Source organism: Mesorhizobium sp. M0185 (assembly GCF_040322175.1).
Taxonomy (GTDB): Bacteria; Pseudomonadota; Alphaproteobacteria; order Rhizobiales; family Rhizobiaceae; genus Mesorhizobium.
Window position 1 is genome coordinate 150,622 of the sequence record NZ_JAMYSY010000003.1, and the last position, 17,264, is coordinate 167,885.

A 17,264-nucleotide genomic window follows, 5' to 3' on the forward strand; every position below is an offset into this window, starting at 1 on the left:
GCGGCCGGTGGCAAAGCCCAGTGTTATGGTTAAGGCAAGGATTGTTCAGCTTGAGCGGCTTTGCCCTGCGAAGCAGGAGCGTCATGCGGCATATTCTGAGCTCTTTTCTGGCATTGCATTGGGCGGCCGTTTTCGCCCTGCTGGCGTTCATTTGCATCGACGGGAATCGAGGCGTGGCGACGGCCCTTGGCGTACTGGGCGTTCCCGTCCAGAACACTCGATCTGCCGATCTCGAAAACGCCGTCGTCGTGGCGCCGCTCGCCGTGGCACTGCTTGTCGTCGCGGTGCTGTTCTGCTGGGCCTTTGTTGAAGCACTGACCAGCGACAGGACCAACCCGGATCCCGCCGATAGCGTCATGCGAATCGCCTTCATTTCCGCCTTGGGCGTGCTGTCGCTGATCGTCATCGGCGGCGCCGCGCAAGGCATCAATGGGCTGTTCATGATTGTCGCGGTGCAATTGGCGGCACTTCTGGCGTCCTATGTCGCGATGCTCGCGGAGCGGCGGTCGACCGTTGCCGCGGCAGTTCCAGGGACCGGCGAAATCCGAGCGGCCGCGCATGTGATGGCCAAGGCAGCGGCGCATAATTCCTCGCTTGCCCGCATTTCCGGCCGGCTGGATTCGAGGGATGACCGCTGATGCGCACCTTGTTCGCGCTGTGGGCGGCTCCGCTCCTCTTGTTTTGGGGCTGGTTCTTTCTGTCGCTCAACGACATCAATTTCGGCTATGTCATGCTGAGCCGCCAATTACACGATCTCGTCTTCCAGCTCTATGGACAGATGCTCGGCGTTGATCCGGCGCTTATTCCGGGCATGGTGGCGAAAGCTTGCGTGTTCGATGGGCTGCTGCTGGTGGCGTTCTGGGCATTTCGCCGCCGCAAGGCGATTGGTGGCTGGATCACGGCGATGCGCAACCGCTATTTCGACCAGGCATCGACGCCGAGCGCCTGAAGCCGGTCGAGAACACCTTGGAGGATAAAAGCGGCCGCCGCAGAATCGATCTTGCCGGCGCGTTTCTTGCGGGAAAAATCCATCTCGATCAGCGTCCGCTCGGCCGCCACCGTCGACAGCCGTTCGTCCCAAAAGAGGAAGGGCAGATCGGTCAATCCAGCCATGTTGCGCACGAAAGCGCGGGATTTTTGGGCGCGCGGGCCCTCGGAGCCGTCCATGTTGATGGGGAGGCCGATCACCACGGCGCCGGCATTTTCCTTCTGCAGCAGAGCGAGCAGCACTGCGGCATCGAGCGAGAATTTCCTGCGCATGATGACAGGGCGCGGGTGCGCGAACGACAAGCCGCGGTCGGAAACCGCCACGCCGATTGTCTTGTCGCCGAGGTCGAGACCGGCCAGGGTCTTGCCGCCGCCGAGCCGGGCCGGCAACTCCTCGGTGGTGATGATGCCCAACGGCTTTTCCTTTGACCGCGACGCCGCACGTCCTATACGCGCAAAGCGTGCGCGGCACTTTAATTTCGCCGTCGGCGTTCTATCCTCTACCGAAGCAAAAATCGAGGAAAGCATTGATGAAACTGACCTGGTACGGACATTCGGCATTCCGAATCGAAATCGAAGGCGCGAAAATCCTCATCGACCCCTATCTGGTCGGCAATCCGTCATGGACGGGCGGCTGGGAAGGGCCGGCCGAAGGGATCACGCACGTGTTGCTCACCCATGGCCACAGCGACCACATCAGCGGCGCCATCGAAGTGCTCAAGAAGAGCGGCGCGATGCTGGTCGCCAATTTCGAGATTTTCATGTACCTGGTCGGCAAGGGCGTCGGTGACAAGCAGATCAATCCCGGCAATATCGGCGGCACAGTCGATTGCGGCGGCTTCACCACAACCTTCGTTCAGGCTCTGCATTCATCGTCCTTTCCGGGCGAGGGTGGCCAGAATACCTATCTCGGCAATCCGGGTGGGCTCGTCCTGCACTTTCCCGAGGACAAGACGCTTTATCATATGGGCGACACCGACATTTTTTCCGACATGGCGCTGATCAACGAGTTGCACGAACCGAAGATCGGCATCGTGCCGATCGGCGACCGCTTCACCATGGGTGGCGCGGTAGCAGCCCTTGCCTGCCAGCGTTTCTTCAAGTTCGAGACGGTCGTTCCCGCTCACTTCGGCACATTTCCGATGATCGATCAGACCGCCGACAAATTCGTGGCCGGGCTGGATGGATCGGGTGTGAAAGTTGCGTTGCCGAAGATCGGCGAGACGATTACGCTGTAAAGAAAGCCGGTCCGGAACGATACGATGCGCTTGAGAAATTCTCTTTGCCTTTCCATGCTGGTTGCCGCGTCGCCGACGCTGGCCGCGGAAAATTTCATCGAGGGCGTCTATCTGCAATCGGAGGACCTCTGCGCGCAGGCCAAAAAGGATACGCTGCAGACGGTGATCGAGGGCGGCAATATCGTGCTGTCGGCAAATGGCCTGGAAAGCATCGAATATAATTGTGAATTCCTGCAGATCACCAAAGCGACACGCTCACCAAGCTGGGCGGTGACCGCTATATGCCAGGAGCCGGGCTACGTCTTTCCCGATGTTCTCTCACTGACACAGATGAGCCCGAAGCAGATCGACCTGGTATCGGTTCGGCCTGCCGCCGACGAAGGCGAGCAGAGCGGCAACGGCGGCAGTTATTTCCTCTGCGACGGCGTGGCGATGCCATAGGGCAGTTGAAGGCACGATGCATGTTGCGCGGCACGCGCCGCGCCGCTATAGCGCTGGTTTTCCCCGAGGCACAAACATGTCCGTTGATATAAAAACCGTGAAGCGCGTCGCGCATCTTGCCCGTATTGCGGTGAGCGAGGAGGATGCAGAGCGCATGACCGGCGAATTGAACGCCATTTTGGGCTTTGTCGAGCAGTTGAACGAGGTCGATGTTTCCGGCGTCGAGCCGATGACCTCGGTCACGCCGATGGCAATGAAAAAGCGCCAGGACGTCGTCACCGACGGCGGCAAGGCAGCCGACATCGTCGCCAACGCGCCGGCGACCGAAGAGAATTTCTTCCTTGTGCCGAAGGTCGTGGAGTAGCAGGCCGATGGCAATCGACATCGCGGCTGAGACGCCGCTGCAGGACGATGTGCGTGGGCTGGTCGAGGAGCTCAACGCCACATTGCTGGAGCTGACGCCGCCGGAGCATTGCTACCATTTGACGGTCGAGCAGATGGCGGACCGCGACACGACCGTCTTCATCGCCCGCGACAACGGCCTTGCCATCGGTTGCGGCGCACTGAAGCGCCACGATGCTGTCGTCGGCGAGGTCAAGCGCATGTATACGCGACCTTCGCATCGCGGCCACAAGATCGGCGCGAAGATTGTCGAGCGTATCGAGGCGCTGGCGCGCCAAGAAGGGCTTAAGCGTCTGGTGCTGGAGACGGGCGACCGTCATCCCGCCGCCTGGACCGTCTACGAACGCGCCGGTTTTTCGCGCTGCGGCCCGGTACTGGATTATCCCGATTCCGAGTGGTCGGTGTTTTACGAAAAGAGCCTTGCCTGATGAGCGACCTTACCCAGCTGACGATTTCGCAGGCCCGCGCCAAATTGCGCTCCAGGGAGATCACCGCCACCGAAATCACCGAGGCTTATCTATCGGCGGTCGAGCGAGCCAATCCGGCGCTCAATGCCTACGTGGTGGTCACCGACGACAAGGCGCGCGACATGGCCAAGGCCTCCGACGCGAAACTGGCCAAGGGCGAGGGCGGGTCGCTCGAGGGTATCCCGCTCGGCATCAAGGATTTGTTCGGCACCGAAGGCGTCCACACCCAGGCCTGCAGCCATGTGCTGGACGGCTTCAAGCCGCGCTACGAATCGACGGTCACCGCCAATCTGTGGGCGGATGGCGCCGTCATGCTCGGCAAGCTCAACATGGACGAGTTCGCCATGGGCTCGTCCAACGAGACCTCGTATTACGGGCCGGTCATCAACCCGTGGCGGCGTTCGCGCCTCGACACGGTGGTGATGCCGACGACGCATCAGGGCGAGGGCGGCTTCGTTTCGGCGGGCGGCACCAGGACCGCGCGCACGTTGGACAATGCCCAACTGGTGCCGGGCGGTTCGTCCGGTGGCTCCGCATCAGCGGTCTCGGCCTTCCTGTGCGCCGGCGCCACCGCCACCGATACCGGCGGCTCGATCCGCCAGCCCGCCGCCTTCACTGGCACAGTCGGCATCAAGCCGACCTATGGCCGCTGCTCGCGCTGGGGGATCGTAGCCTTCGCCTCGTCGCTCGACCAGGCCGGGCCGATCGCGCGCGACGTGCGCGATGCCGCGATCCTGTTGAAGTCGATGGCTTCGGTCGACCCGAAGGACACGACGTCCGTCGACCTGCCGGTGCCGGACTACGAGGCGGCGATCGGCCGCCCGATCAGGGGCATGAAGGTCGGCATTCCCAAGGAATATCGTGTCGACGACATGCCCGCGGAGATTGAGGCGCTGTGGCAGAAAGGCATTGCCTGGCTGCGGGATGCTGGTGCCGAGATCGTCGATATCTCGCTGCCGCATACCAAATACGCGCTGCCGGCCTATTACATCGTGGCGCCGGCCGAAGCCTCGTCCAACCTCGCCCGTTACGACGGCGTCCGCTATGGCTTGCGCGTGCCCGGCAAGGACATTGTCGATATGTATGAAAAGACCCGCGCCGCCGGCTTCGGGCGGGAGGTCAAGCGCCGCATCATGATCGGCACCTATGTGCTTTCCGCCGGCTACTACGATGCCTACTATCTACAGGCGCAGAAGGTTCGAACCCTGATCAAGCGTGACTTCGAAAATGTGTTTGCAGCAGGCGTCGACGTCATCCTGACGCCGGCAACGCCTTCCGCCGCCTTCGGCATCGCCGACGAGGACATGGCCGCCGACCCGGTCAAGATGTATCTCAACGACATTTTTACGGTGACGGTGAACATGGCCGGCCTGCCCGGCATAGCGGTTCCGGCTGGGCTCGACGCCAAGGGGCTGCCGCTCGGCCTGCAGCTGATCGGCCGGCCCTTCGACGAGGAAACGCTGTTCCAGACTGCCCATGTCATCGAAAAGGCGGCCGGCACATTTCAGCCGGAAAAATGGTGGTAAGATCGTTTCTCATCTGAGGGGGGTGAGGGATGTTCTTCTATGTCTCCAAGGTTCTCGGGTTCTTCGTCGAGCCGTTGAATCTCGCGATCTTCCTGCTGCTGGCGGGGCTGGTCGCGGCGATGTTCGGGCGGCGACGGTTGGCGACCGCCGGCAGCGCTCTTGCCTTCCTCATTCTGGCGGTTTCGACATGGAGCCCGCTCGGCCCCATGATGCTCAATCGGCTGGAGGAACGCTTCCCCAGGCCGCCGCTGCCGGAAAAGGTTGACGGTATCATAGTGCTTGGCGGCAGTCTGGATGGCGCCGTCAATCTGGTGCGTGGCGGCTATGAAATGAACTCCAGCGGCGACCGGATGGTCGAGGCGGTCGTGCTGGCGCGGCGCTTTCCGACAGCGAAAGTCGTTATCTCCGGTGGCAGCATCGAAACGTTCCGCGGCGGCGAAGGCGATGCAGATACCGCGCCGCGTCTTTTTGCCGCTTTCGGCGTGGCGGCCGATCGGCTGATCCTCGAGAACAAATCCCGCAGCACCTACGAGAACGCTGTCTTTACCAGGGAACTGGTGACGCCGAAACCGGGCGAAACCTGGTTGCTGGTGACCTCGGCCTTCCATATGCCACGCGCCAAGGCGCTGTTCGACAAAGCCGGCTTTTCGACCGTTCCGTGGCCGGCCGACTATCGCACTTCCGGCAAGGAAAGCATCGGCACCTTGCCTTATCCCGGCGACTGGCTGGAGGTCACCACTGTTGCGATCCGCGAATGGATAGGGCTCACCGCCTATTGGCTGTCGGGCCGCATCGATCGGCCTTTCCCCGGACCGGGCGGGTGACCGAGCACCGCCTGCCGCGCCGCCGAGAAAAACTGGCGGCGCACCAGAACCGCCAGAAGCAGCAGCGTCGATAGCACGAAGACGGTGGGATCGACGAACCAACCGAGATAGCCGATCGAGAAGAACACGCCGCGCAGGCCCGAATTGAAATGCTTTCCGGCCAGCATGTTCATGCGCGCGGCACGCCACACCGCCGTTTCGGTGACCGGATTGCGCGACGCCTCGCCATGTGGAATCGGCACGGCGCCGATCAGGATCGAGCAATAGTTGAACAGCCGGTAAGCCCAGCCGAACTTGAAGAAGGAAAAGGCCAGGATCAGCACCAGCCCGAACACCTTCGTCTGGAAGGCCGCGCGTGAGGACGTGGCGCCAAACGGCAGGTCGCTGAGCACGGTCAGAACCTGATCGGAGGCGCCGAGCAGGGCAAAACAGCCGCCGATCGCAATCAGCGAACTGGAGGCAAAGAAGGCGGTCCCCTGTTGTAGCCCGCTCATGATAGCGGTGTCGACGATGCGGATCTCGCGTTCGGCCATGGTCCGCATCCAGGCCTCGCGCTGCGCGTTCATAGCCCTCGTCAGCGACATGCGGCTGACCAGCATTCCGTCGGCGGCGAGCGTATGCAGCACCCACGCGGCAAGGAAGAACCCCAGCGCCGCAAGGTCGGCCATCGATAGATGAAAGGAATCGCTCATGCGTTGCTTTTACCACAGGCGGAGGGGACGCTTCGATGGCCGAAGCTGGAATGTCGCTGCCGGAGCAAACGAGGTCGGCAGGCGCAGCGCGGCGGTCCTTAAAACAGCGGAAAACATCATGGGAATTCCTATATGTAGATCTCAACAGGGTCCCAGGAGAAAACGCCCACGTGTTCCTTTCGGTTTTCGACTTGTTCAAGATCGGCATCGGCCCATCGAGTTCGCACACGATGGGGCCGATGACGGCCGCGCGGCGGTTTCTCGACGAGATTGCGGGAGACGACTGGCCGCGCCCGGCCGGCGCCAAGGTCGACCGGATCGCGGCCAGCCTGCATGGCTCGCTCGCCTATACCGGCATCGGCCATGGCTCCGATCGTGCCGTGGTGCTCGGCCTCGCCGGCCAGACGCCGCAGACTGTGGATCCCGACCTAGCAGACGGCATCGTCGCTCGCATCGCCGCCGAGAAGCGGATTTCGCCGCCCGGCCATCCGTCCTACCGTTTCGACCCGGCAACGGATCTTGTGCTGGATCGCAGGACGCCGCTGCCGGGTCACGCCAACGGCATGGCCTTCTCTGCCCATGATGCCGGCGACCGGTTGCTGCTGAGGCGCGTCTATTATTCGATCGGCGGCGGCTTCGTAGTGTCCGAGGAAGAACTGCAGCGGATGAAAGCAAGGGGCTCGGCGACAACCGAACGCAAGAAGGTTCCGTATCCGTTCAAGAACGCCGTCGAAATGCTGTCCATGGCAGCGAAAAGCGGGCTTTCCATTGCCGAGATGAAGCGCGTCAACGAGGAGACACAGATGTCGCGCGGGGAGCTCGACGCCGGCCTCGACGGCATCTGGAGCGCCATGAAGGGCTGCATCGAGCGCGGCCTGTCGCAAGACGGCATCATGCCGGGCGGACTCAAGGTGCGCCGCCGTGCCCGGATGCTGCACGACAAGCTGCAGGAGCAATGGCAGCAGAACCGGCCTAACCCGCTGCTCGCCAACGACTGGCTGTCGATCTATGCGATGGCGGTCAATGAGGAGAACGCTGCCGGCGGCCGTGTCGTCACCGCGCCAACCAATGGGGCGGCCGGCACTCTGCCCGCAGTGCTGCGCTACTGGTTGCATTTCCATCCCGAAGCCGACCAGCCCAGCATCCGCGATTTCCTGCTGACGGCGGCGGCCGTCGGCGGCATCATCAAAACCAATGCTTCGATCTCGGGCGCGGAAGTCGGCTGCCAAGGCGAGGTCGGTTCGGCTTCGGCAATGGCTGCGGCGGGATTGTGCGCCGTCATGGGCGGCACGCCCGAGCAGGTCGAGAATGCTGCCGAGATCGCGCTGGAACATCATCTCGGCATGACCTGCGATCCGGTCGGCGGCCTGGTGCAGGTGCCGTGTATCGAGCGCAACGCGCTTGGTGCCGTCAAGGCGGTGACCGCCGCTTCGCTGGCCATCAAGGGCGACGGCGTTCATTTCGTGCCGCTCGATGCCGCGATCGAGACGATGCGCCAGACCGGCCTCGACATGAACGAAAAGTACAAGGAAACCAGCCTTGGCGGATTGGCCGTCAATGTCGTGGAGTGCTGAGCGCCAATCTGGCGGCATGGACCACCACTGTGGAGAAGTCGATCAGGCCGTTGACGCGTTCGCGTGCTGGACTAAACCTTAAACGATGTCTCTCAATCTCATAAAGCTTTGCGTCGGCTGTGACAGCGTCGAGGATCTGGAAGAGTGGATTGCCTTCCGTCTCGACGAGCGGCGCCGCGCCGGCGAACCGGCCGAGCACTACCACACCACCCGCATGGTGCCGACGCGTGGCGCCGAGATTACCGACGGCGGCTCGCTCTACTGGGTGATCAAGGGCAATGTCCAATGCCGCCAGCTGATCACCGAAATCCGGCCCTTCACCGATGACGAGGGCATCGGCCGTTGCCATCTGATCCTCGATCCCGAGGTCGTGCGCACAGACTGGCAACCGCGCCGTGCATTCCAGGGGTGGCGCTACCTGAAGCCGGCGGACGCGCCGGCCGATCTCGGCAAGGGCAAAGCCGGGCTGATCGAGATGCCGCCGAAGCTCAGGCGTGAGCTTGCCGATCTCGGCCTGCTCTGACGCCGAGAAACGCAACGCCAAGACCACCAGCCGAAGCGTTGTCCGCAGGTGCCATCATCACAGGTCCTCCAGGTCACCTCATCTGGGCTTGCAAGCCGGGGAACAACGCCACATCTTGAATGTCATGAGCGACAAGAAGCAGCCCGTGCCTGCAAGGGCCAATCCTGCGCCGGTCGAGTCTCAATCGAGCACCGGCGAGATCGACGCGTTTCTCCGTCAGGCAAGGACGCTCGCTGCATCCGCCACCGGTTCAGGCAGGCTGATCCTGTCCCTCGACGCGACAATGAGCCGCCAGCCGACCTGGGATCTCGCCTGTGCGCTGCAGGCCGAGATGTTCGACGCCGTCGGCAAGGCCGGGGCGCTCAAGGTTCAACTTGTCTATTTTCGCGGCCTTGGCGAGTGCCGCTCATCCGCATTCGTCACCGATACCGCAGCTCTGAAACAGCTGATGACGCGCATCAACTGCCGCAGCGGCCATACCCAGATCGGCAAGGTGCTCGCCCACGCGCTGAAACAGACGGCGGCGGCCAAGGTCAACGCGCTGGTCTATATCGGCGACGCGATGGAAGAAAACATAGATGATCTGGCCGAAAAGGCCGGCAGCCTCGGTCTGCACGGCGTTCCTGTCTTCGTCTTTCAGGAGGGCCATGATGCCGCTGCGGAAAAGGCGTTCAAGGAAATTGCGCGGCTGTCGAAAGGGGCCTGGTTCCGGTTCGATCGGCGGGCTGCCGCGACGTTGGCCGGCCTGCTTTCGTCCGTCGCCGTGTTTGCGACCGGCGGGCTGAAGGCACTGGAGGCCCGGGGCAGGCCGGAGGACCGGCTGATGATCGAGCATATGCGGGGCGGCGGAAACTGATGGGCGCGATTATCGCTTTCGTAGCATTGCTTCTGGTGTTTCTCGGCATGCTCACCATCTTCCTGCGCGCCGATCCGGCGAAGCTTGCAGGCGGCATGAGGACGCTTGGACCTGTGCTGCTCGGGCTGGTCGGCGTCGCCGTGCTGCTGGTCGGGCGCGAGGGCATCGGCGGCTTGATCCTGTCGGCTGCGCTCGCCTGGTACGGCTCCATGCGCATGAATCGGCCGGCAGCCAAACTGGCAACAGGCAAGCGTTCGACAGTTCGTACGGCGGCGCTTGAGATGGAACTCGATCACGATACCGGCGGCCTCGAAGGCCTTGTGCTGGCCGGGCGCCATGAAGGCAAGATGCTTGGCTCGATGGGGCTTGCCGAATTGCAGCAACTCTATCGCGAACTCTCCGGCGATCCGGAGAGCCGCCAATTGCTAGAGACGTATCTTGACGGCAGATTTCCCATCTGGCGCAAAGACGCTGATGCGAATGGTGGCGAAGGGCTGGGTGTTGCGCCAGGTTCTGGCGCCATGACTAAGGAGGAGGCCTACAAGATCCTTGGTCTTGAAGCGGGGGCTGCCGCGGCGGATGTCCGCAAGGCGCACCGCCGCCTGATGCAGCGCCTGCACCCCGATATCGGTGGCACGTCTTTCCTGGCGGCGCGGATCAATGAAGCCAAGGACGTCTTGCTCTCCAATCACAACTAGTCTCCTTCGACGCAGAACCTTCGGGAAAGATATCGTTTCGCGCCCTTACTGCTGGACGGCGTAGCACTCGATCTTCTTCTTTTTCAAAGCGTTACAGGCCTTCCAGGCGGCGGTCTTCGAACCGAAACCACCGAACCGGGCGCGGTAGTAGGTGACACCGTCCTTGTCGAAGGCGACGGTGAAACCGGAGGCATCGGTCAGAACGGAGGGCGCCTGCTTCGTCGCCTTGTCGAGGAAAGCCTTCGCTTCGGCCTGTTTTGGGGAAGAGGCGACCTGTATTGCCCAGCCGGATGGCACTGACGCGGTGCTGACCGGATCGACCTCTGCCGCCGGTTCGGCATAGGCTGCGGCGACCCGGGCTGTCGCCACGTCGTCCACCGTCGACACAGCCGTCGTCTTGACCCTCTTGGCCTGGACGACCGGAGCGGTCTCTTCAACGACGGGCGCATTTTCCTCGACAAGAGAGGCAACGGCATCGTCGTCCGGCTTACCGTCCGGTGTCGGCGCGTCATGCTTCGGTAGAAGCACCTTGGCCAAGGCTGAAATCGGATTGCCGCCGCCGGCCTTGGCAATCAGCACGCCGCCGCCGCGCGACGACGCCTGCGGCATGTAGGCATTGATCAACCCGGCCATCTGGCTGTCGCGGCTGCCGCCGGACCTGCCGCCCATGACCACCGCTACGATGCGCCGATCGCCATCCGAGACCGAGGAGACCAGATTGTAACCGGAGGCGCGGGTGTAACCGGTCTTGATGCCGTCGACGCCCTTGATGCGTCCGAGCAGACGATTGTGGCCGTTGATGCGCTGCCGCCCGTAAAGAAAGGAGCGCTGCGAGAAATAGCCGTAGTATTGCGGGAAATGCTCTCTCAGGGCGATGCCGAGCATCGCCATGTCGCGCGCGGTCGTGAACTGGCCGGGATCAGGCAAGCCGTTGGCGTTGCGGAAAACGGTTCCCCTCATGCCCAGCGCCCGCGCCTTGGCGGTCATCATGCGGGCGAAATTGGCTTCGTTGCCGCCGAGCATCTCGCCAAGCGCTGTTGCGGAATCGTTTGCCGATTTGGTCACCATCGACAGGATCGCGGTCTCGACCGTGACCGAGCCGCCCCGCTTGACGCCGAGCTTCGTCGGCGGTTCGGCAGCGGCATTGGCCGAGAACACGACCGGGGAATTCTTGCTGATCCTGCCCTTCGCCAACGCCTCGAACGTCAGATAGAGCGTCATCATCTTGGTAAGCGACGCCGGATAGCGCCGGCCATCGGCGTCCGACGAATAAAGCACCTTGCCGGTCTTGGCATCGATGACGATGGCCGCCGACTTGGCCGCCATGGATGAGGCCGCGTCCGCGACGACGAAGCTCATCGCCATAGCGAGGATCATGATCGTTTTGAGGGGGGACGCGGATTTGGAAACGAAGCCCGACAACGCCTTACGCACTGATAGTTCCTTTGAATTTCCGTTGCCTTGGAGGCGGCAAAGGGTCCTGCCTCACCTCCGGCCACGCTAACGCGGGCAGCGTTACCAATCCGTTTATGGTAACCGCCGCGTTCACCATTTTCTGTGTGATTGAGCTTCTCTTTATTCGAATCTTAGCGATTGCCGGCAGCTCACGATGCGCATTGCCGCGGGAATCTTGACTTTTGTGCACTGCACAATATATTTACACGCATTGCACAACGCGGCCCGGACAAGCCGCGTCTATCGTCCAAGGCAACCGTTCAAGGAATGCGTGAAATGACCCAGACCTATGAAGATTTCAGCAAATACGGCAAGGAATTTGCGGACACCGGATTGAAGAGCTTCGCCTCGCTGTCCAAGGGTGCGCAGGCTATCGCCGCCGAGGCGGGCGAGTACACCAAGAAAAGCTTCGAAGCCGGTAGCGCCGCTGTCGAGAAGCTCTTTTCCGCCAAGTCGCTGGACAAGGCGATCGAGATCCAGTCCGACTATGCCAAGCAGTCCTATGAGAGCTTCGTCACGGAAGCCACCAAGCTTGGCGATCTCTATGCCGAACTCGCCAAGGAAGCCTACAAGCCGTTCGAATCGATCGTCGCCAAGGCGAAGTAAATTCGACGAACATTCCGAGCCGGCCCCCTGGGCTCGCAAAGACAGACCCGGTCGCGAACGCGCGGCCGGGTTTTTTCATGCCAGCTCGAAATCGGGGGCCTGCGGTCTTCACGATTTGAAAAATCGGTCAAGTTTGGCCACCTAGCCATATTGTCAGCTAAACAGAAGGGCTTAAAATCGTCCATCGAACACCTACATGTCGAGCATGCATGAGGATTCGAAAGAGGCAGGACTACGTGACTACAGGTTTGACTGCCACGAGCTACGTGGTGCGAATGCAGAACGGCAGCAACGGCAATGAGGCCGGTCGCGGCACGGCCGTCATCACGCGCACAAAAACCAAGACCAAGAAGCCCAGTCTGTATCGGGTTCTCATTCTTAACGACGACTACACACCCATGGAATTCGTGGTCCACGTGCTGGAGCGCTTTTTCCAGAAGGACCGCGAAGCCGCCACACGCATAATGCTTCATGTTCACAATCATGGGGTGGGCGAGTGCGGGGTCTATACATTCGAGGTGGCCGAGACCAAAGTGGCTCAGGTCATGGATTTCGCCCGACAGAATCAGCATCCGCTGCAATGCGTGATGGAGAAGAAGTGAGGTAACATGCCGGCTTTCTCCCAAGGCCTGGAAAAGGCGCTTCACCAAGCGCTGACGCTCGCCAATGAGCGGCACCATGAATATGCAACCCTTGAACATTTGCTGCTCGCCCTGATCGACGACACCGAGGCGGCGGCCGTCATGCGTGCCTGCAACGTCGATCTCGACGAGTTGAAGCATACGGTCCTCACCTATATCGACACCGAGCTCGACAACCTCGTCACCGGCTACGATGAAGATTCCAAGCCGACTGCCGGTTTCCAGCGCGTCATCCAGCGCGCGGTGATCCATGTGCAGTCGTCAGGCCGCGAGGAGGTGTCCGGCGCCAACGTGCTCGTCGCCATCTTCGCTGAGCGCGAGAGCCACGCCGCTTACTTCCTGCAGGAACAGCAGATGACCCGCTACGACGCGGTCAACTACATCTCGCATGGCATCGCCAAGCGTCCCGGCGCTTCCGAGACGCGGACGCCGCGCGGCGCCGACGACGAGCAAGGCAGCCAGAGCGGGGCCGAGCCGCAAGAGGAAGGCGGCAAGAAGAAGCAGCAGCAGGACGCGCTGACTGCCTATTGCGTCAACCTGAACAACAAGGCCAAGGCCGGCAAAATCGATCCATTGATCGGTCGCGAGAGCGAGATCAACCGGACCATCCAGGTGCTGTGCCGCCGCTCCAAGAACAACCCGCTCTATGTCGGTGATCCCGGCGTCGGCAAGACGGCAATCGCCGAAGGCCTCGCCAAGCGCATCGTCGAGGGCGACGTTCCCGAAGTGCTGCACAATGCCACCATCTTCGCGCTCGACATGGGCACGCTGCTGGCCGGCACCCGCTATCGCGGCGATTTCGAGGAGCGGCTGAAGCAGGTCGTCAAGGAGCTCGAGGATTATCCCGGCGCCGTGCTGTTCATCGACGAAATCCACACCGTGATCGGGGCAGGGGCCACCTCCGGCGGCGCCATGGATGCGTCGAACCTGTTGAAGCCGGCGCTGTCTTCGGGCGCGATCCGCTGCATCGGCTCGACCACCTACAAGGAGTTCCGGCAGTTCTTCGAGAAGGACCGCGCGCTGGTGCGGCGCTTCCAGAAGATCGACGTCAACGAGCCGACCGTCGAGGACGCCATCGAGATCATGAAGGGCCTCAAGCCCTATTTCGAGGAGTTCCACAAGGTCCGCTACACGAGCGAGGCGATCAAGGCTTCGGTCGAACTCTCGGCGCGTTACATCAACGACCGCAAGCTGCCGGACAAGGCGATCGACGTGATCGACGAGACCGGCGCCTCGCAGATGCTGGTGCCGGAAGCCAAGCGCAAGAAGACCATCGGCATCAAGGAGATCGAAGCGACGATCGCCACGATGGCGCGCATCCCGCCGAAGACAGTTTCCGCCGACGACGAGAAGGTGCTGCAAGGCCTCGACATCGAGTTGAAGCGCGTCGTCTACGGCCAGGACACCGCGATCACCGCGCTGACCTCGGCCATCAAGCTGGCGCGGGCCGGCCTGCGCGAACCGGAAAAGCCGATCGGCTCGTACCTGTTCTCGGGTCCGACCGGTGTCGGCAAGACGGAAGTGGCCAAGCAGCTCGCCGCCTCGCTCGGCGTGGAGCTGATCCGCTTCGACATGTCGGAATATATGGAACGCCACACCGTTTCACGGCTGATCGGCGCGCCTCCCGGCTATGTCGGCTTCGACCAGGGCGGCCTTCTGACCGACGGCGTCGACCAGCATCCGCATTGCGTGCTGTTGCTGGACGAAGTGGAGAAGGCGCATCCGGATCTGTTCAACATCCTGTTGCAGGTCATGGATCACGGCAAGCTGACCGACCACAACGGCAAGCAGATCGACTTCCGCAATGTCATCCTGATCATGACCACCAATGCGGGCGCGTCCGACGCGCAGCGCGCGGCCATTGGTTTCGGTTCGACCAAGCGCGAAGGCGACGATGTCGAGGCGATCAACCGGCTGTTCACGCCGGAGTTCCGCAACCGTCTCGATGCGATCATTCCGTTCGGCTCGCTGCCGGTGCCGGTCATCCATCAGGTGGTGCAGAAGTTCGTCATGCAGCTGGAAGCACAGCTTTCCGAGCGCGGCGTGACCTTCGACCTGTCGCAGGAGGCGATCGCATGGCTGGCCGACAAGGGCTATGACGAGCGCATGGGCGCCCGGCCGCTTGGCCGTGTCATCCAGGAGCACATCAAGAAGCCGCTGGCCGACGAGGTGCTGTTCGGCAAGCTCAAGAAGGGCGGCACAGTACGTGTCACCGTCGAGAAGAAGGAAACCGGCGAGACCGGCCTGAAGCTCGAATCGCTCGCCGACGAGGCGCCGGTGAAGCCGAAGAAGGAAGAGCCGGACGACGCGCCGAAGGCCAAGAAGGCGGTGGCGAAGAAGCCCGCCGCGAAAAAGGCGGTGGCGCAGAAGCCGGAGCCCAAGGGTAAGGACGGCGGCAAGCGCAGCCTTGTGCCGCAACTGCCGCGTAAGAACTGACGAACCAGCCAGTAAAAAAGCCCCGGAAACGGGGCTTTTTTTGTGACACCTTCCGGTTAAGCACTCGGCGCCTGCCGGAGCGGTTTGCGCCGGTTCAGCTTGCCAGCGCCATCCGTATCTTGCCGGCGTTTTCGGCCAGGACTTCAGGCTTTTCCATCTGTCCGCTGTGCGGTTTCAGGGGAATGCCCTCGAAGCGCGGAATGACATGGACGTGAAGGTGAAAGATAGTCTGCCCCGAAGCTGGTTCGTTGAACTGCATAACCGTGACGCCATCGGCATCGAAGGCCTTCTTTACGGCCCGCGCAACTTTCTGGACGTGAGCGAAGAGCGGGCCAAGCACCGCCGGATCCGCGTCAAGCAGGTTGCGCGACGGCGCTTTCGGCACCACCAGCGTGTGACCCTGTCCTTGCGGCATCACATCCATGAAGACGATGACCGCGTCATCCTCGTAGACGCGGTGCGAAGGGATTTCTCCGCGCAGGATTTTGGCGAAGATGTTGCTGCTGTCGTAGGTTGCTTCGGCCATGGCGCGCGCTCCGGTTCTTGGCTCGCTGTCTCGTGTAGCGAAGCTGTTCCGGGCGGGCAAGACGATCGGTCGACATCGGCCGTGCCGGCCCGCTCGGCTGAGCGATTGGGGCTCGCTACTCTACTCCGCCATGTCCTTGCGGAACGGGGTGTGCTCTTCCAGATATTCGCTCATCCGCTCGACTTCGCGCCGCTCGCGTTGGAGGTAGTCGGCCACTGCATTGCGCAGACCTGGATGGGCGATGTAGTGCGCCGAATGCATCGTCACGGGCCGGTAGCCGCGCGCCAGCTTGTGCTCGCCCTGCGCACCGGCTTCCACCACCTTCAGGCTGCGCGAGATGGCGAAATCGATCGCCTGATGGTAGCAGACCTCGAAATGCAGGAACGGGTGGTCCTCGATGCAGCCCCAATTGCGGCCGTAGAGCGCGTCTGAACCGATGAAGTTGATGGCACCTGCAATGTAGCGCCCGTTGCGTTTGGCCATGACCAGCAGGATGTCGTCGGCCATGCGTTCGCCGATCAGCGAGAAGAAATCCCGGTTGAGGTAGGGCCGGCCCCATTTCCTGCTGCCGGTATCCATGTAGAACGCGAAAAAGTCGTCCCAGGCCTTTTCGGTCAGATCCTTGCCGGTCAGCCAGTCGATCGAGATGCCGTCGGCGAGGGCCTCGCGCCGCTCTTTCTTCATTGCCTTGCGCTTGCGCGAGGCTAACGTTGCGAGAAAATCGTCGTAGCTCGAAAAGCCTTCGTTGAAGAAGTGAAACTGCTGGTCGGTGCGATGAAGGAAGCCGGCCGCCGCCAATATCTGGACGTCGTCCTCCGGCGCGAAAGTAACATGCGCGGAAGACACGCCGAGCTTATCCGTCACCGCCTTCAGGCCGGTCGCAAGACCGGCCTTGACGGTGGGGCTGTCCTCGCCCCTGCCGACCAGCAGGCGAGGGCCGGTGACGGGTGTGAACGGCACCGCGCATTGCAGCTTCGGATAGTAGCGCCCGCCGGCGCGTTCGAACGCGTCCGACCAGCCATGGTCGAAGACATATTCGCCCTGGCTGTGCGACTTCAGATAGCAGGGGACCGCCCCGAGCAGCTTGCCTCGCGCGGTTTCCAGCCTGAGGTGATGGCCTTGCCAGCCGGTGCGCCGAACAGCGCAGCCGGAATCTTCCAGCGCGCTCAAAAAAGCGAATGAAACAAGTGGGTTGTAGCCGTATTCTGCATCGCCGCGTGTAGTGCCGCCGAGGCTGTCCCATTCAGCGCTGGTAAAGGCGCCGATGCCTGCGGCGATGCGGATCGACAGCTCCGCATTCGCCGTTTGTCTTTCGCAGTCGTCCCCTTGATCCATGAGGCTTACTTAAGCTCGCTGCGGACCCATACAAGCC

The 17,264-nt window shown here is 62.2% G+C and carries 20 protein-coding genes; 15 read left to right on the top strand and 5 right to left on the bottom strand.

Annotation, left to right across the window (positions count from 1 at the left end; genetic code table 11):
* Positions 1 to 83: 83 nt before the first annotated feature.
* Both NKJ20_RS03875 and NKJ20_RS03880 read left to right on the top strand, forming a co-directional pair.
* Positions 84 to 638: a hypothetical protein gene (locus NKJ20_RS03875; protein WP_352742669.1), complete on the top strand. Its 555-nt coding sequence runs from the start codon at positions 84 to 86 to the stop codon at positions 636 to 638.
* Positions 638 to 949 carry a DUF6105 family protein gene (locus NKJ20_RS03880; protein WP_352455732.1) on the top strand — a complete coding sequence of 104 codons (312 nt, stop codon included), beginning with the start codon at positions 638 to 640 and terminating at the stop codon, positions 947 to 949. Before NKJ20_RS03875 ends, NKJ20_RS03880 begins: the two co-directional genes overlap by 1 nt.
* Here NKJ20_RS03880 and ruvX read toward each other — a convergent pair.
* Complete coding sequence (gene ruvX / locus NKJ20_RS03885; RefSeq protein ID WP_352742671.1) at positions 916 to 1,401, bottom strand: Holliday junction resolvase RuvX; 486 nt, start codon at positions 1,399 to 1,401, stop codon at positions 916 to 918. The two genes, NKJ20_RS03880 and ruvX, sit on opposite strands and share 34 nt — an antisense overlap.
* A 116-nt stretch (positions 1,402 to 1,517) precedes the next feature.
* Here ruvX and NKJ20_RS03890 point away from each other — a divergent pair, with 116 nt between their 5' ends.
* From NKJ20_RS03890 to NKJ20_RS03915, 6 genes are all read left to right on the top strand, one after another.
* Positions 1,518 to 2,225, top strand: a complete 708-nt coding sequence (locus NKJ20_RS03890) for a metal-dependent hydrolase (RefSeq protein ID WP_352742673.1) — start codon at positions 1,518 to 1,520, stop codon at positions 2,223 to 2,225.
* A 24-nt stretch (positions 2,226 to 2,249) separates the two neighbouring features.
* Positions 2,250 to 2,666 carry a hypothetical protein gene (locus tag NKJ20_RS03895; protein WP_352636760.1) on the top strand — a complete coding sequence of 139 codons (417 nt, stop codon included), beginning with the start codon at positions 2,250 to 2,252 and terminating at the stop codon, positions 2,664 to 2,666.
* 76 nt (positions 2,667 to 2,742) lie between these two features.
* Positions 2,743 to 3,030, top strand: coding sequence for an Asp-tRNA(Asn)/Glu-tRNA(Gln) amidotransferase subunit GatC (gatC, locus tag NKJ20_RS03900; RefSeq protein WP_023674910.1), 288 nt, complete (start codon positions 2,743 to 2,745; stop codon positions 3,028 to 3,030).
* Between the two features lie 7 nt (positions 3,031 to 3,037).
* A complete protein-coding gene (locus tag NKJ20_RS03905) occupies positions 3,038 to 3,496 on the top strand; it encodes a GNAT family N-acetyltransferase (protein ID WP_352448798.1) in 459 nt (152 codons plus the stop codon).
* On the top strand, positions 3,496 to 5,061 hold the full coding sequence (locus NKJ20_RS03910) for an amidase (RefSeq protein ID WP_352593462.1): 1,566 nt from the start codon (positions 3,496 to 3,498) through the stop codon (positions 5,059 to 5,061). Before NKJ20_RS03905 ends, NKJ20_RS03910 begins: the two co-directional genes overlap by 1 nt.
* A 29-nt stretch (positions 5,062 to 5,090) precedes the next feature.
* On the top strand, positions 5,091 to 5,885 hold the full coding sequence (locus NKJ20_RS03915) for a YdcF family protein (protein ID WP_352742675.1): 795 nt from the start codon (positions 5,091 to 5,093) through the stop codon (positions 5,883 to 5,885).
* On the opposite strand, the gene NKJ20_RS03920 is transcribed toward NKJ20_RS03915, so the two are convergent.
* Positions 5,834 to 6,577, bottom strand: a complete 744-nt coding sequence (locus tag NKJ20_RS03920; RefSeq protein WP_352742677.1) for a DUF599 domain-containing protein — start codon at positions 6,575 to 6,577, stop codon at positions 5,834 to 5,836. The two genes, NKJ20_RS03915 and NKJ20_RS03920, sit on opposite strands and share 52 nt — an antisense overlap.
* Before the next feature lie 170 nt (positions 6,578 to 6,747).
* On the opposite strand from NKJ20_RS03920, the gene NKJ20_RS03925 reads away from it, so the two are divergent.
* From NKJ20_RS03925 to NKJ20_RS03940, 4 genes are all read left to right on the top strand, one after another.
* The gene (locus NKJ20_RS03925) at positions 6,748 to 8,151 is read left to right on the top strand and encodes an L-serine ammonia-lyase (protein WP_352742679.1); all 1,404 of its coding nucleotides are present in this window, start codon (positions 6,748 to 6,750) and stop codon (positions 8,149 to 8,151) included.
* Positions 8,152 to 8,236: 85 nt separating this feature from the next.
* Positions 8,237 to 8,674, top strand: coding sequence for a DUF1489 family protein (locus NKJ20_RS03930; RefSeq protein WP_352466463.1), 438 nt, complete (start codon positions 8,237 to 8,239; stop codon positions 8,672 to 8,674).
* A gap of 124 nt (positions 8,675 to 8,798) precedes the next feature.
* Positions 8,799 to 9,530, top strand: a complete 732-nt coding sequence (locus NKJ20_RS03935; protein WP_352471664.1) for a vWA domain-containing protein — start codon at positions 8,799 to 8,801, stop codon at positions 9,528 to 9,530.
* On the top strand, positions 9,530 to 10,228 hold the full coding sequence (locus NKJ20_RS03940) for a DnaJ domain-containing protein (RefSeq protein WP_352742681.1): 699 nt from the start codon (positions 9,530 to 9,532) through the stop codon (positions 10,226 to 10,228). Before NKJ20_RS03935 ends, NKJ20_RS03940 begins: the two co-directional genes overlap by 1 nt.
* 45 nt (positions 10,229 to 10,273) lie before the next feature.
* Here NKJ20_RS03940 and NKJ20_RS03945 read toward each other — a convergent pair whose 3' ends face one another.
* Positions 10,274 to 11,662, bottom strand: coding sequence for an SPOR domain-containing protein (locus NKJ20_RS03945; RefSeq protein ID WP_352742683.1), 1,389 nt, complete (start codon positions 11,660 to 11,662; stop codon positions 10,274 to 10,276).
* Positions 11,663 to 11,959: 297 nt separating this feature from the next.
* Between NKJ20_RS03945 and NKJ20_RS03950 the strand changes: the two genes are divergently transcribed.
* The 3 genes from NKJ20_RS03950 (at position 11,960) to clpA (ending at position 15,366) form a co-directional block, all read left to right on the top strand.
* On the top strand, positions 11,960 to 12,289 hold the full coding sequence (locus NKJ20_RS03950; RefSeq protein WP_023674920.1) for a phasin family protein: 330 nt from the start codon (positions 11,960 to 11,962) through the stop codon (positions 12,287 to 12,289).
* A 275-nt stretch (positions 12,290 to 12,564) separates the two neighbouring features.
* On the top strand, positions 12,565 to 12,891 hold the full coding sequence (clpS, locus tag NKJ20_RS03955; protein ID WP_023674921.1) for an ATP-dependent Clp protease adapter ClpS: 327 nt from the start codon (positions 12,565 to 12,567) through the stop codon (positions 12,889 to 12,891).
* A 6-nt stretch (positions 12,892 to 12,897) separates the two neighbouring features.
* Positions 12,898 to 15,366, top strand: a complete 2,469-nt coding sequence (gene clpA, locus NKJ20_RS03960) for an ATP-dependent Clp protease ATP-binding subunit ClpA (protein WP_352742685.1) — start codon at positions 12,898 to 12,900, stop codon at positions 15,364 to 15,366.
* 94 nt (positions 15,367 to 15,460) lie between these two features.
* On the opposite strand, the gene NKJ20_RS03965 is transcribed toward clpA, so the two are convergent.
* Both NKJ20_RS03965 and NKJ20_RS03970 read right to left on the bottom strand, forming a co-directional pair.
* On the bottom strand, positions 15,461 to 15,892 hold the full coding sequence (locus NKJ20_RS03965) for an HIT family protein (protein ID WP_352502384.1): 432 nt from the start codon (positions 15,890 to 15,892) through the stop codon (positions 15,461 to 15,463).
* Positions 15,893 to 16,012: 120 nt separating this feature from the next.
* Positions 16,013 to 17,227, bottom strand: a complete 1,215-nt coding sequence (locus tag NKJ20_RS03970; RefSeq protein ID WP_352742687.1) for a GNAT family N-acetyltransferase — start codon at positions 17,225 to 17,227, stop codon at positions 16,013 to 16,015.
* Positions 17,228 to 17,264: the final 37 nt, after the last annotated feature.

Coding starts and splice junctions, on each gene's coding strand:
- NKJ20_RS03875 (WP_352742669.1), top strand. CDS start 84: ATGCGGCATATTCTGAGCTCTTTTCTGGCATTGCATTGGGCGGCCGTT.
- NKJ20_RS03880 (WP_352455732.1), top strand. CDS start 638: ATGCGCACCTTGTTCGCGCTGTGGGCGGCTCCGCTCCTCTTGTTTTGG.
- NKJ20_RS03890 (WP_352742673.1), top strand. CDS start 1,518: ATGAAACTGACCTGGTACGGACATTCGGCATTCCGAATCGAAATCGAA.
- NKJ20_RS03895 (WP_352636760.1), top strand. CDS start 2,250: ATGCGCTTGAGAAATTCTCTTTGCCTTTCCATGCTGGTTGCCGCGTCG.
- gatC (WP_023674910.1), top strand. CDS start 2,743: ATGTCCGTTGATATAAAAACCGTGAAGCGCGTCGCGCATCTTGCCCGT.
- NKJ20_RS03905 (WP_352448798.1), top strand. CDS start 3,038: ATGGCAATCGACATCGCGGCTGAGACGCCGCTGCAGGACGATGTGCGT.
- NKJ20_RS03910 (WP_352593462.1), top strand. CDS start 3,496: ATGAGCGACCTTACCCAGCTGACGATTTCGCAGGCCCGCGCCAAATTG.
- NKJ20_RS03915 (WP_352742675.1), top strand. CDS start 5,091: ATGTTCTTCTATGTCTCCAAGGTTCTCGGGTTCTTCGTCGAGCCGTTG.
- NKJ20_RS03920 (WP_352742677.1), bottom strand. CDS start 6,577: ATGAGCGATTCCTTTCATCTATCGATGGCCGACCTTGCGGCGCTGGGG.
- NKJ20_RS03930 (WP_352466463.1), top strand. CDS start 8,237: ATGTCTCTCAATCTCATAAAGCTTTGCGTCGGCTGTGACAGCGTCGAG.
- NKJ20_RS03935 (WP_352471664.1), top strand. CDS start 8,799: ATGAGCGACAAGAAGCAGCCCGTGCCTGCAAGGGCCAATCCTGCGCCG.
- NKJ20_RS03940 (WP_352742681.1), top strand. CDS start 9,530: ATGGGCGCGATTATCGCTTTCGTAGCATTGCTTCTGGTGTTTCTCGGC.
- NKJ20_RS03950 (WP_023674920.1), top strand. CDS start 11,960: ATGACCCAGACCTATGAAGATTTCAGCAAATACGGCAAGGAATTTGCG.
- clpS (WP_023674921.1), top strand. CDS start 12,565: ATGCAGAACGGCAGCAACGGCAATGAGGCCGGTCGCGGCACGGCCGTC.
- clpA (WP_352742685.1), top strand. CDS start 12,898: ATGCCGGCTTTCTCCCAAGGCCTGGAAAAGGCGCTTCACCAAGCGCTG.
- NKJ20_RS03965 (WP_352502384.1), bottom strand. CDS start 15,892: ATGGCCGAAGCAACCTACGACAGCAGCAACATCTTCGCCAAAATCCTG.
- NKJ20_RS03970 (WP_352742687.1), bottom strand. CDS start 17,227: ATGGATCAAGGGGACGACTGCGAAAGACAAACGGCGAATGCGGAGCTG.